The 13,220-nt window shown below is 37.6% G+C and carries 15 protein-coding genes; 3 read left to right on the top strand and 12 right to left on the bottom strand.

Annotated elements, in window-relative coordinates:
• Positions 1-15: 15 nt before the first annotated feature.
• Positions 16-360, bottom strand: coding sequence for a hypothetical protein (locus tag MKZ17_RS06965; protein ID WP_340723027.1), 345 nt, complete (start codon positions 358-360; stop codon positions 16-18).
• A gap of 219 nt (positions 361-579) precedes the next feature.
• Here MKZ17_RS06965 and MKZ17_RS06960 point away from each other — a divergent pair, with 219 nt between their 5' ends.
• Positions 580-723 (top strand): hypothetical protein, encoded by a 144-nt coding sequence (locus tag MKZ17_RS06960; protein ID WP_340723026.1) that lies wholly within the window; start codon positions 580-582, stop codon positions 721-723.
• A 305-nt stretch (positions 724-1,028) separates the two neighbouring features.
• Here the strand turns inward: MKZ17_RS06960 and lepA are convergent, their stop codons facing one another.
• The 3 genes from lepA to gpr all read right to left on the bottom strand — a co-directional run bounded on the left by lepA (position 1,029) and on the right by gpr (position 5,011).
• The gene (lepA, locus tag MKZ17_RS06955; RefSeq protein ID WP_340723025.1) at positions 1,029-2,858 is read right to left on the bottom strand and encodes a translation elongation factor 4; all 1,830 of its coding nucleotides are present in this window, start codon (positions 2,856-2,858) and stop codon (positions 1,029-1,031) included.
• Between the two features lie 267 nt (positions 2,859-3,125).
• A complete protein-coding gene (gene spoIIP, locus MKZ17_RS06950; RefSeq protein ID WP_340723024.1) occupies positions 3,126-3,935 on the bottom strand; it encodes a stage II sporulation protein P in 810 nt (269 codons plus the stop codon).
• 44 nt (positions 3,936-3,979) lie between these two features.
• A complete protein-coding gene (gene gpr, locus MKZ17_RS06945) occupies positions 3,980-5,011 on the bottom strand; it encodes a GPR endopeptidase (RefSeq protein ID WP_340723023.1) in 1,032 nt (343 codons plus the stop codon).
• A 165-nt stretch (positions 5,012-5,176) separates the two neighbouring features.
• On the opposite strand from gpr, the gene rpsT reads away from it, so the two are divergent.
• Positions 5,177-5,425 (top strand): 30S ribosomal protein S20, encoded by a 249-nt coding sequence (gene rpsT / locus MKZ17_RS06940; RefSeq protein WP_340723022.1) that lies wholly within the window; start codon positions 5,177-5,179, stop codon positions 5,423-5,425.
• Between the two features lie 294 nt (positions 5,426-5,719).
• On the opposite strand, the gene holA is transcribed toward rpsT, so the two are convergent.
• Positions 5,720-6,730, bottom strand: a complete 1,011-nt coding sequence (gene holA, locus MKZ17_RS06935; protein WP_340723021.1) for a DNA polymerase III subunit delta — start codon at positions 6,728-6,730, stop codon at positions 5,720-5,722.
• 249 nt (positions 6,731-6,979) lie between these two features.
• Between holA and MKZ17_RS06930 the strand changes: the two genes are divergently transcribed.
• Positions 6,980-7,153: a YqzM family protein gene (locus MKZ17_RS06930; RefSeq protein WP_340723020.1), complete on the top strand. Its 174-nt coding sequence runs from the start codon at positions 6,980-6,982 to the stop codon at positions 7,151-7,153.
• Positions 7,154-7,285: 132 nt separating this feature from the next.
• On the opposite strand, the gene MKZ17_RS06925 is transcribed toward MKZ17_RS06930, so the two are convergent.
• From MKZ17_RS06925 to MKZ17_RS06895, 7 genes are all read right to left on the bottom strand, one after another.
• Positions 7,286-9,592, bottom strand: a complete 2,307-nt coding sequence (locus tag MKZ17_RS06925; RefSeq protein WP_340723019.1) for a DNA internalization-related competence protein ComEC/Rec2 — start codon at positions 9,590-9,592, stop codon at positions 7,286-7,288.
• Positions 9,561-10,136: a ComE operon protein 2 gene (locus MKZ17_RS06920; protein WP_340723018.1), complete on the bottom strand. Its 576-nt coding sequence runs from the start codon at positions 10,134-10,136 to the stop codon at positions 9,561-9,563. The genes MKZ17_RS06925 and MKZ17_RS06920 overlap by 32 nt, the downstream gene beginning before the upstream one ends.
• Before the next feature lie 85 nt (positions 10,137-10,221).
• Positions 10,222-10,884: a helix-hairpin-helix domain-containing protein gene (locus MKZ17_RS06915; protein WP_340723017.1), complete on the bottom strand. Its 663-nt coding sequence runs from the start codon at positions 10,882-10,884 to the stop codon at positions 10,222-10,224.
• A 118-nt stretch (positions 10,885-11,002) separates the two neighbouring features.
• Positions 11,003-11,740 (bottom strand): class I SAM-dependent DNA methyltransferase, encoded by a 738-nt coding sequence (locus MKZ17_RS06910; RefSeq protein WP_340725514.1) that lies wholly within the window; start codon positions 11,738-11,740, stop codon positions 11,003-11,005.
• On the bottom strand, positions 11,733-12,086 hold the full coding sequence (gene rsfS / locus MKZ17_RS06905) for a ribosome silencing factor (RefSeq protein ID WP_340723016.1): 354 nt from the start codon (positions 12,084-12,086) through the stop codon (positions 11,733-11,735). The genes MKZ17_RS06910 and rsfS overlap by 8 nt, the downstream gene beginning before the upstream one ends.
• A 5-nt stretch (positions 12,087-12,091) precedes the next feature.
• A complete protein-coding gene (yqeK, locus tag MKZ17_RS06900; protein WP_340723015.1) occupies positions 12,092-12,652 on the bottom strand; it encodes a bis(5'-nucleosyl)-tetraphosphatase (symmetrical) YqeK in 561 nt (186 codons plus the stop codon).
• A complete protein-coding gene (locus MKZ17_RS06895) occupies positions 12,621-13,211 on the bottom strand; it encodes a nicotinate-nucleotide adenylyltransferase (protein ID WP_340723014.1) in 591 nt (196 codons plus the stop codon). Before MKZ17_RS06895 ends, yqeK begins: the two co-directional genes overlap by 32 nt.
• Positions 13,212-13,220: the final 9 nt, after the last annotated feature.

Raw genomic sequence — 13,220 nt, 5'->3', positions numbered from 1 at the left:
TAAGTCATATACAAGCTAGTCAACGAAATGTTTATAGCTAACTTGATCATTTGTCCGCAAAATTGTAAGAAATGTGACACTTAATTTAATTACTTGTGACCAGTTCATTTCATACATCGCTTCAAACTGATGCTTAGGAAGTTTTAAAACATTTTTAAATAGCTGCTGAGGCTCTATTTGTTGTTCCTCTAAATAGGCAAGAAAAGCTAAAAATAGTTTATGGTCCTCTAGCTGAACTACCTGTTGTTGTAATAGTGCATCCACCCGGTCAGCAGGTGAATTCGCCCGTTCAAAAATTTTCATTAATTGCCTTTCGAGCTTTTCATTTCGAAATAGCAAAAAATCTAAAATGTCCGTCATTTCAAATGCCTCATTTTAAATTGGATTTCATTTCCTCTAAATCTACTGTATCAAAAACAAACAATGAACTCAAAAAGAAAGGAATCTAATATGATTCCTCTGTCCGAATCACACATGTGTAATTGATACAACTAAAAAATCACGAATTAGGTATAGTCCCATCCTTGTTACGAATGCTTCCATATAATTTATATATCGATATTTACGGAGGCTGTAGCTATGAAAAATAATAACCAAAAGAACAATAGTGAAGCAGCACAGGAAAACCCTATCAGTCAAGCCGCTACGCTTGCTGTTTTAGCAGGTATCATTACTACACTAGGTGATGGGCTAGCTACTGTTGCTGCTGCGCTTGCAATATAAGAAACCCAACAAGCTGCAGCTGAGAATAATGCGACGAATGGTGGCCCAAGTAACAACGGCAATAGTAATGCTAATTTACAAGAAATTCATCAACAGCTCAATTACTTAACAAAAGAAGTAAAGAAAATTAAAAGAACATTGAATCTATAATATATTTGGGTTCTCTATGTAATACATACTGTTCCAGACATTGCTTGATAAAAGTGAAAAATAAGGCCATAGCGGTACACCAATGATGGAGGACTGCTATGGCCTTTTTTAATTACATTACTAATTGAATAGAAGCCTAAAAAGGGATATCTAGATTATTTACTATCATCCATTTTCAGTACCGCCATGAATGCTTCTTGCGGTACTTCTACTGAACCGACTTGCTTCATACGTTTTTTACCTGCTTTTTGCTTTTCAAGTAATTTACGCTTACGAGAAATGTCACCACCGTAACATTTTGCTAATACGTTTTTACCCATCGATTTAATCGTAGAACGTGCAATAATTTTTTGACCGATTGCTGCTTGAATCGGAACTTCAAATTGTTGACGAGGAATTAACTCTTTTAATTTCTCAACGATTACTTTTCCGCGCTCATAAGCAAAGTCTTTGTGTACGATGAAGCTTAGTGCATCGACTTGCTCACCGTTTAAAAGTATATCCATTTTGTTTAACTTCGAAGGTTGGTAACCAATTAACTCATAGTCAAATGACGCATAACCCTTTGTATTTGATTTTAGGAAATCAAAGAAATCATATACGATTTCAGCTAATGGCATTTCATAAACGATTTTTACACGCGTTGAATCAATGTAATCCATTCCAGAGAAATTACCACGTTTCTTTTGGCAAAGCTCCATTACAGCCCCAACGTAATCGTTTGGAACCATAATCGTTGCTTTTACATATGGCTCTTCAATACGATCAATTTTTTGTGGATCTGGCATCATAGATGGGTTATCCACCTTTAATGTCGAACCATCAGTTAGGTTTACTTCATAAATTACAGAAGGAGCCGTTGTAATTAAATCGATGTTGAACTCACGCTCGATACGTTCTTGAATAATCTCCATGTGTAAAAGTCCTAAGAAACCACAACGGAAACCGAAACCTAAAGCTTGAGATGTTTCTGCTTCGTATTGTAGGGCAGAGTCGTTTAACTCTAGCTTTTCTAACGCTTCACGTAAGTCGTTGTAACGAGCTGTATCAATTGGGTAAAGACCGCAATATACCATTGGGTTTAGCTTACGGTAACCTTCTAATGGTTCACTAGCCCCTTTGTTGCCTGCAAACGTGACAGTATCACCTACTCGTGTGTCTTGAACATTTTTAATCGATGCTGTTAAGTAACCTACATCTCCAACTGTTAATTCCTGCTGTGGAACTGCTTTTGGTGTGTGAATACCTACTTCAATTACTTCGAATTCTGCACCAGTTGCCATCATTTTGATTGTATCTCCAGCTTTTACTGTACCGTTCACGATACGAATCGAAATGATAACCCCTTTATATGCATCATAAACTGAGTCGAAAATTAACGCTTGTAATGGGGCATCTGGATCCCCTTGTGGAGCAGGTACCTTTTCTACAATTTGCTCTAAAATGTCTTCGATCCCAATCCCTGCTTTTGCAGAAGCAAGTACCGCTTCTGATGCATCTAATCCAATTACATCCTCAACTTCTTGGCGAACGCGTTCTGGATCGGCTGCTGGTAAATCGATTTTATTAATAACCGGTAAAATTTCTAAATCATTATCTAATGCTAAGTAAACGTTTGCTAATGTTTGTGCTTCAATACCTTGCGCAGCATCTACCACTAAAATCGCACCTTCACAAGCTGCTAGCGATCGTGAAACTTCATAAGTGAAATCGACGTGTCCAGGTGTGTCGATTAAATGGAAAGTATATTGCTCCCCGTTTTTTGCATTGTACTTTAATTGTACCGCATTTAATTTAATCGTAATGCCACGCTCACGCTCTAAATCCATTGAATCTAGTAACTGCGACTTCATTTCACGCTGTGTTATAGATTTTGTTGACTCTAAAATACGGTCAGCTAATGTTGATTTCCCGTGGTCGATGTGTGCGATAATCGAGAAATTTCGGATATTTTCTTGTCGTTTTAAACGTTCTTCTCGGTTCATGTATTTGTCCTCTCCTAATTAGAAAAAACACCTAATCCCATCTACGTACAAGGGTGGTGTCACTACGTATGTAGATATTATCCACTTACTTTTCTACTAAAATACAGCCTCTATGTTCATTTACAATGAGGTAAATGAACGCTAGAGGCATTTCGTAATATAAATTATACTATGAAAAGACGCTAAACTACAACAACCAACGACAAACGGACAAAATCGAATTCGCTAACATGCCATTTAAAAGTGCTATATTAGACAAAAAAATGCTTAAACAGCCATTTCAATAAACGCTTTTTGGATTGCTTGTGCAAGGACAGCCATCGTACGCTGTAATTCTTCATCATTATTATCAATTCCACCAAACTCAATTAAAAGCATTTCTGGTGATAAGTCTTGATTATAAACGCCATCGACACCTTTTCCTTGCTTTTTCATGATCCCTCGTGAAATACCGGGTACCATTCGATTGAGCTGTTCACTAAGTGCTGTCGCATAAGCTAAATTAGAGCTATAGCCTGCATGCTCCGCTCCTACGACAAAAGCTACCTTTGCGTATCGTTCCCCATTCAATTCTAATGTTGTCACACTGCTTGGTGCAGAATCTCGATGAAAATCAATAACTAGATCAAATGGTTGTTGACTCAATTTTTCCTTTAAAACAGGTCGAACAACATCGTAAGCTTGATGAAATGCTGCGCCAGTCGTTTTCATTTCAGTCATTGCATCGAAATCCATAACAGTTGTTGTGATTTGATTAAGATTAAAATAATACTGCATCATCTCTTGCATGGAATAAATATTTGTTTGTTCATCATACACTGCTTGTAACCCTTTCGATTGTGCTACTACTGGCTTATACGATTCATGGGAATGCGTATAAAACAATAAAACATGAAACGGATCGGTTGACTGGATGGCTGGTTGCTGTGCGGGCGCTTGTGATGCTGCGAACACAACATGAGCCGGCTCCTTTGGTTTTGGTGACACTTCATTATTTGGAAAAGGTAGTTGCCCAATTGCAATTGGTAAAGTAAATAAAAATAATAAGAGTAAGCTAAAGCGTTTCAATTTTTGCATTCATATCACCCTTTCTCCACTACGATATGGAGAAGGTAGCAAAATTAGAACGCTTTTCTAGCATTTTTTATCCATTCAAATAAACTTTCACTAAGCAAATACGCAAACTGACTCAGCCAAAAATCGACCTCTTTTGGTGTGACGATAAGTCGCTCAGGGTGCGAGCTAAATACTTCTTCAAACAATTGTCTTCGATCTTCTTTTGGCCAAGTTGCCCACTGACCAAATATAGGTTCGACACTCGTTAAATCTACTTCTTCATTAACCGGAGCCCAACTTGTGACAGATAATTTACTAGAAGGTTTTCCTTTTTCTGCGATTTTTGCTGCAATTGAACGAAAGACTAATTCAATTGCATCCGCAATTAGAATTGGTGCTTCTACAACGGTTGGAATGCCGACTGCTGTAACTGGAACACCTAGCGCCTCTTTTGATATTTCTTTTCGTTGATTTCCTACACCTGCTCCGGGATGAATCCCTGTATCGGTTAATTGTATTGTTCGGCAAAGCCTCGCACTACCGCTTGTCGCAAGTGCATCTATAATAATGACTAATGCAGGCTTTATTTTCTCCGTTAATGCATGTACATAATCACTCGTTTCAAAACCTGTCTGCCCTGTAACACCAGGAGCATATAAAATAAATTCCGGCTCAGATAATTCCGATTGCATTTTATGCATTGCATCAATTGTATATGGACCAATCGCATCAGGAGTAATTGTTTTATTTCCTAAACCGATTACTAGAACTTTCGAATTTTCAGTGAAGGAAATGTCTTTGTGCAGCTCCGTAAAATAAGTTAACAAGTTTTCTTTCAATTGCATAAAGCCGTCTTTATCTTCTACGGTTAATGTTGGGATTGATAACGTAATGTACGTACCTTCTTTTTTCCCTATTTGTTCTTCTCCTATTTTGTTTACTTCCACTTTCGTAATTTTTACACGTTTTTGTTGCGATTCTTCCATGTGAACGCCTTTATCTCGACGAAGCTGTTCCTTTTGCTCTCTCGTCTGATGTAATACAACTTCTTCTGACTCATCAATTAAATCCGTTCGATTCCATTCAATTTTTCTCATTTGAACACCTCCAATTGAAGTGTGTACAAACTGTCAAGTAAATATTCTTTGCATTTATGTATTGCATTTCGTCCAATCCTTTGGTAGAATGATTTTTGTTGTATTGACACATGAACTAAGTGAGAAAATACTCATCTCGTACCTAATATCTAGGAGGTGAAAGTAATGCCAAACATTAAATCTGCTATTAAACGTGTAAAAGTTAACGAAAAAGCTAACGCTGCTAACGCACAAGCTAAATCTGCTATGCGTACAACAGTTAAGAAAGCTGAGCAAGCAATCGCTGCTGGAGCTGAAAACGCACAAGAATTAGTAGTTGCTGCTTCTAAAGCTTTAGATAAAGCTGCTTCTAAAGGTCTTATTCACAAAAACGCGGCTTCTCGTAAAAAGTCTCGTTTAGCGAAAAAAGCTTAATTGTAACTTCAAAAGTCAACTGTTCTATTATTAGAGCAGTTGGCTTTTTTCGTAATACGGAAAAACCAAAACATCATTTTTCTCAAGTGAGAAAAATGATGTTTTTTTGTAATCGGTTTCCGTTGCGGGAACGCTTTCCGGGAACGTGTCCTGCGCCTGTAGTCTCAAGCGTCACGCTCTTCCCCCAGGAGTTCCCCCTCCACTACAACCAATTTATGCAGTATCCAATTTTTAATATTGCATTTTACCGTAAATCGAGTAATTTTCACTTCTGTCCCAGCCGCTCTTTGCTTCTTATAACTTTTTCATTAAAAATAATTCTAAGTGACGCTCGCGGTTACCACCTGTTGTTTTTAATTGTAAATCAACATCTGCTAAGCTGTATAGCGCCTGTAGCAAACGGTGGTCAGTCGGTCGGTTTTTTTGATTGGCAATAACTTGTACACGATACGGATGAAGCTTTAGTTGTTTCGCAATTTGCTGCTGATGATATCCTTTCTTTTGTAAATAGAAAATATGTGTCATCGTGCGAATATTGCTTGCAAGTAGTCCTACTAATTTTATAGGCTCTTCTTTTTGGCGTAACAAATCATGGTAAATTTTGAGTGCCTCTTCTTGATTATGATTTAAATACGCATTTAACATTTTAAAGGCATCATGCTCAAGGGTTTTTGCTACTAAATCTTCTACAAGATTGATTGTTATTTCATGCTCCTCCCCTAAATAAAGGGCCATCTTTTCGATTTCCATTTGAAGTTGTAGCATATTTGGACCGACCATCTCAAACAATTTATTCATGGCCGTATCGGTAATTACTTTCCCATACTTAGATGCTTCACTTTGCATCCACACATTTAAATCTTGATTTTGTGGCGTTTCGGCTAGTAGTACGACACTCTTTTCCTTTAATAGCTTCGTCACTTTTTTTCGTTCATCTAGTTTCTCATAAGGTGCAATAAATACCGTAATTGCTGTATCAGTCGGATTTTCCAACCAATTTTCTAAACGTTTTAAATCATGATCAATTTTTTCTTTGCCCTTTTCTGTTGCTTTTAAAAACGAGGCATTTTTGGCTATAATTAATTTACGTTCTGTAAAAAAAGGAATCGTATCTGCTTCATCGATTACATAATCGACTTTTTGTTCATTTAAATCAAATGTCATTACTTCCGCTTCCTCATCTTTACTAAGGGCGGCTTTTAATTGTTTAATCGTTTCATCCACAAAATAAGATTCTTCACCAACAAGTAAATAAACCGGAGCGAAATTCCCTTTTTTAAAATCTTGCCATACGTTCGTTATCATTCGGGAACCTCCTTAACAGTGTGTAAACTATAGTATACACATTTTATCATTTATTGAGAATGTGAAAAAGTCTCTCTGTTTAATAAAGAAACAAAACTGAATTCACATAGCCATTAGACCCGACTAATTATTTCAAAATATTGTCTAAATTAATACTTACTAACTCCCTAATAAAAGGAATATTTAGCATTTCATATAGAATTTTTTACATGTTTGTCTTATAATGATTGGAGATTAGGAGGGATACTTATGGCAGGACATCAAGATCCAAATTACGTTAGCGAAAACCCATTTGAAGGTCGTGGGCGTGCTATGGCTGGCAATGATTTTCCGGATGCAGGCTATGGTTTCGTTATCGGTGGCGGCTTCTTCATCACAATGTTCATCATTGCGATTATCGTAGAAGTAGCACTTCGTAGCTAAAAAGGTTATTCTTCTCGCCACCCAGAAAGATGGAACTTCTCTAAAAGAAGGAAAAAGACGGAGCTATTCCTAAATGTGAAGGGAATTGTTCCGTTTTTTGTTGTCTTGTTCAACTTATTTTTACTTAACAACTTAATCAGTTGATTTTTCAATGACCATTTTACCTCCCTTTACGAACACTTCAATAGTTCCATCATAGCCTGTCGTTACATATGGAATTTTACGTTGTTCAAAACGATTAGTTACATCTACATGGGGATGATTGTAACGATTATTTTCCCCTGCCATAAAGACAACATATTTTGGAGAAGTGAGCTCTACAAATGCTTCGATACTCGATGTTTTACTTCCATGATGACCGGCTTTTAATAAATCAATATTGCCAATTACGTGTGAGTATTGCTTAACAAGCTGCTGTTCCCCTTCTTTTTCTAAATCTCCTGTAAACAATGCTTTAAAACTTTGCTGTTGAATCAATAACACAAGAGAATCATTATTTCCGTCATAGATCGTATCTTGCGGCCATAAATAATGAAAAGATACCTCTCCCACTTGCCAATGATGCCCAGCCATTCGCTCCTTTACCTTTGTTTTCAATCCACCCAATTCTTCTAAAAAATCGTTCATAACTGGTTTTGTTAATGAATTAGGTGTTACATGTACTTCCTTCACCCGGACTTCCCTTAAAACCTCTTCAGCGCCTTCGACGTGGTCTGCATCTGCATGGGACAAAATAAATGTATCGATTGTTTGAATGCCGCGCCCTTTTAAATATGGCACGACAACTTGGCGCCCTACTTCATATAATGATTGCCGCTGCTTCCATTTTTCTTGTTCAAATCGAAGTATTCCACCTGCGTCGATCACAATAACTTGCTTACGGTAAGGCAATTCAATGACAACACAATCCCCTTGGCCCACATTGACAAACGCAATTTTCAAGTCTGCATGTGCATAAGTGTGGAAATGAAATACAACGGCTGGTAGAAATAGCACGAGTGAAACGACTTTCCACTTTACTGTACAATCCATTAAATAAAAGGCAGCTAAGACACTTACATATAATATAACAAGCCAATATATTGAGGGCTTCCCTGGATTCCACATTTGATAAATTGGCTCCTGTAATAAAAATATAAAGTCCGTTAAGAAATTCCTTACAGGTTCGTATATATGAAAAATTAGTGTATTGAGAGAGAGTGGTAAATAGCTTAAAAATAAAAGGAGTAAATTAATCGGTAAAATAATAAATGAAAATAATGGTACAAAGAAAATATTAGTAATAAAAGAGGATATGCTAATTTCAAAAAAGTGAAAGAGCAATAAAGGATAGACGAGAATTTGACAAACGAAGGTAATGAAAAACGATTGGACCAACCAGTTCGAATAGCGAGTTAAAATATGGCTCGAGTAAACTAAGCTATAAGTAGCTAAATAAGATAGTTGAAATCCTACTTGGAATATGGCCCCAGGTTCGATTAATACAAAACAAATGAAACTCATGGAAAGAGCATCATCCATTGGAATTTTGATACGAAAATATTGTGCGAGTAGAATTAATTCAACTACACTAACAGCTCGCCAAATTGACGGTGCTCCCCCAGCTATAATTGCATACATTGGTAACGCAATTAACAAAAGGATTGTGGCAACCTCACGACGAACGCCCATTCTAAGAAGAAGCTGAAAAAACAGCCACGACACTAGGGCAACATGCAAGCCAGATATAGCAAATAAATGGGTTATTCCAAGCTTTTGATAGGCACGGGTCAATTCCTCATCGACATTTTCCTGCAACCCGATTAACAGTGCCTGTGCTTCAGCAACTAATGAAGGAGGGAAAGTCCTTTCAATATGCTCTTTTATAGTAAATCGTTGGTTATACAAAGGCTGGAGTATTGTTTTTTTCTTCGCAACAAATTGAAGTGAATTTATTTCTACAACTCCACGAGCATTTTTACTATTTAAGTAATACTCCATAGAAAAGCCATAACGATGCGCTGGCACCGATGTGGGTAATTGTTCACCAAACACATAATACTGCGTACCAGCGAGCTGCTGGGCCTCAAATAGACGCTTTTCCTCCTCACTCTTCAATTCGTATGTTACATAAAGCTTTTCACCCGCATTATCTTTCATAAAACCGCGGAGCATCGTGCCATTGATTTTATATTCATCGGTCCAAGTAAAAACTGCTGGCAACGTAATTGGGATATGAAGTTTTTTCACTTCTAATGAAAAATAGCTATATGCTAAAATGCCTAGTAATGCAATAAAAAGCACATGTATTTTCCATATTTTTTTATATAGGCTAAACGCCATTATTAGCCCTAGCAACAATAAAAGCCTTACCGATTCAAAGGCTGCAAGAGCACCAATAAAAACCGATAAGGCGTAAAAAATCCAGTTATGCTTGAATAAGTTGACCAAATAAAGCATGCATCTTCTCCTCGAGAGGGATCAATTCCTCTCTGCTAGCACCAAGTTCACGAAGCTTCTCGAGCATCTCAAATGTTAACGCAAATTTCTCATCCTTTAAAAAATCAATCTTCGCTTCATCAAAAGGAATATGTACAACATTCACACCTGCTTTATTAAATAAATCCATTGCGTATGAATTGTTTTTATAATCTTTTGCGTAGTACACATTTTTAATGCCTGCTTGGATGATTGTTTTCGAGCAAGGTAAGCAAGGGAAATGCGTAACATAAAGGTCCGCTCCGTTTGCAGGCGTTCCATACTTTGCACATTGAAGTAGCGCATTTGTTTCTGCATGTACAGTTCGAACACAGTGATTGTCTACAACGTAGCATCCTTGTTCAATACAATGCTCGTCGCCTGAAATTGAACCATTATATCCCCCAGCAATTATGCGTTTTTCCCGAACAATTGTTGCTCCAACTGCCAGTCTTGTACATGTGCTACGCAATGCGAGTAAGTGACTTTGTGCCATGAAAAATTGATCCCATGTAATACGCTCCATATGATAACCCCCAAAATTTCAATTCCTTTTCAGTTTAAACGGTGTTGCTTTTTATAGCAATGTAAGATATTTCGGAAATTTCCAGTTATTTTGTATCAATTAGGTCTTTTAATTGCTCGAAGGTTTTATCTCCAATTCCTGTTACATTTTTTAACTCTTCAATAGAATGAAACTGACCTTGTTCAGTTCGGTGCTTAATAATGGCACTTGCTTTCGATGGTCCAATACCGGGAAGCTGAGTTAATTCGCTCTCTGACGCTTTATTTAAGTTTATTTTCCCAGAATTATTAGCATTCCCTGAAGAGCCACTATTTTCAGCATATTGAATAAGCTCCCCCATTGTTCCTGTTAGCTCCTCCCCTATTTTAGGAATGTATATGACCATTTCATCCTGTAATTTTTGTGCATGATTAATTAACGTGGCATTTGCATTTTCTGTATAGCCGCCTGCCATTTCAATTGCTTCGACAATTCTCTGTCCTTCTTCGAGCGTATATACACCAGGATATTTAATCGCACCTTTTACATCGACCATAATCGGAGGAGGTGATGGAGAGCTTGTAACAGGAAGTGATTGCTCAGCATTTTCCATTCCATTAGGAGAAGCTAAAGTAGCAATCGGGTCAATAGTTTCAATCGAAGGAGTGCCGGATGGCTGTTGTATAAAAATCAAATAAAACAGTAGTGCAACCCCAATTCCCCCTGATATTACTAGCTGTTTTTTGTATTTCTCTAGAAATGATTGCAAAGCAAAAAACACCCTTTCTTAAAAAGGTTGTATATATGGAGCTTAATTCCACTATACAAATACCTATAGTTCAAGAAAAGATGTTTTTATTAAAAACGCTGAAACTTTCTATTTCAGCCTATTTGATAGCACGAATAAAAATACGCTCTGTTTCCTCAGATGGCGAGTGTGTCGTCCAGTCTGCTGTCACTTCAATATGTGTAAAGCCAATTTCTTTCAACCATGTTTCATATTGCGCTATCGCAAATGTACGCTGGAAATGCTCCTCATCAAAACGTTCAAATAAACCGTCCTTCGCCTGCACAAAAAACGTCATCTGATGATACACCGAATGAGGATACTCACCAGGCTCTGTATGCCAAATATACGTAATTTCACCATCATCATATGTAAATGGACCATCTAAGAAAATCTCATCCATTTTGAATAAGGAATGCACATCAAAAAATAGCTGCCCCCCATCACGTAAACTATCGTAAATACGCTGTAAAGTCTCTACTACATCTTGTTGCTCTTTTACGTAGTTAATGGAATCGATTGGAATAATGGCTATATCTAAATTTTCAAAGCCGTCAAGCTGATCCATCGACATCGCATAAAGCGGTATTGTAACACCGGTAGCTTCCAGTCTAGCACTTGCAACAGCGAGCATTTCTTCTGATAAATCAATGCCCGAAACCATGTAACCTGCTTGATGGAGCATTAAAGCCAATGTGCACGTACCACAGCCAATATCAAGGAGCTGAGGATATTCCGTTGAAGGTGCAAAATGACGAATCCACTCAACATATTTGTTATATGGAATATCCGTCATAAGCTCATCATACACCTCAGCAAAACGCTCATAACTATTCATTGTCTTGTTGTGGTGCATCTAATTGCGGAGCATCTCCCCATAAACGCTCTAAGTTATAATATGCACGCTCATCTTTGTGGAAAACATGTGCAACAACATCACCCATATCAACTAAAATCCAGCGAGCTGAATCGAAGCCTTCCATTTTACGAACGTCATAGCCTGCTTCTTCTGCTTTATCTTTAATTTCTCGTGCAATTGCTTGCACTTGGCGCTCTGAGCTACCTTCTGCGATAATGAAATAATCAGCTAATAATGAAATTCCTTGCATATTTAATGCAACGATATTTTCTCCTCGCTTATCATCGATTGCTTTGTACGTAATATTTAATAAAGTTTCATTCATTTAGGTTAATCCTCTCTCATTAAGCTATTGTAGCACTCGATTGACACCGGATAAATTGCTTGTCTAGAATGCACTAGAAAGCTTAATGTGTGTGTTACACAAGCCTTAAAGGCCTCGTCAATATCCTCATTAGCTAACTGTCGCAATTGCTCAACACCATCAAATTTACGGTTTGGTTCAATCATATCGGCTACATAAATTATTTTTTCAAATTTTGTCATATTCACTCGTCCTGTTGTATGGTAACGAATGGCATTTAAAATATCCTCATCAAGGATATTAAATTCAGTTTGCGCAATCCAAGCTCCAACTGGTCCGTGTACTATTTCTGCATTCCAGCCAAGTAGACGTTCATCTAAATTTTGCTCCTTTACAATACGTTGCATCCAATCGAAATCTGCATACTTGGCAATATCATGTAAAATTGCTGCCGTTTCAGCTTTTGCTGGATTTTCGCCATATTGCTGTGCCAATAAAATCGCTGTTTCCATAACGCCAATCGTGTGAATATAACGCTTTTCAGGCATTCGACCTTTAATGGCCGCTAACATTTGTTGACGCTCCATAAAGACCTTCCTTTCGGATATACTCTTCTACAGCTGTTGGGATTAAAAAATCTAACCTTCCCTTTTGCTGTAATCGATTACGAATAAATGTAGATGAGAGATTGATCTCGGGTGCTTCAATCATTTGAACATTATACGTCGTTTTTGCCTCTGAACCTGGACGCTTTACACCAACAAAGTGAACTAATTCCATTAATTCATCGATTCGGTACCACGTATGTAGCGAATCAATCATATCGCCACCGATTATGAAATAAAACGCTACATCTGGTTCACGCTCGCGCATCGCCTTCATCGTGTCATACGTATATGATACACCGCCTCGTTCCATTTCAAAGCGCTCTACGTTGAAGTATGGGATATCTTGAATCGCTAACTCAACCATATGTAAGCGTTGCTCATTTGTAGCGGATGTTGAAACTTCTTTATGTGGCGCCTTTGCATTTGGCATAAAACGTACCTCTGCTAAATCTAATGCTGCATACACTTCACTGGCCATAATTAAATGTCCAATATGTGGTGGATTGAATGTGCCGCCAAAAAGACCAACCTTCTTCATCTATGTTCA

The organism is Solibacillus sp. FSL R7-0682, from assembly GCF_038005985.1.
GTDB lineage: Bacteria > Bacillota > Bacilli > Bacillales_A > Planococcaceae > Solibacillus.
This window is presented reverse-complemented; position numbering and strand designations above follow the sequence as displayed.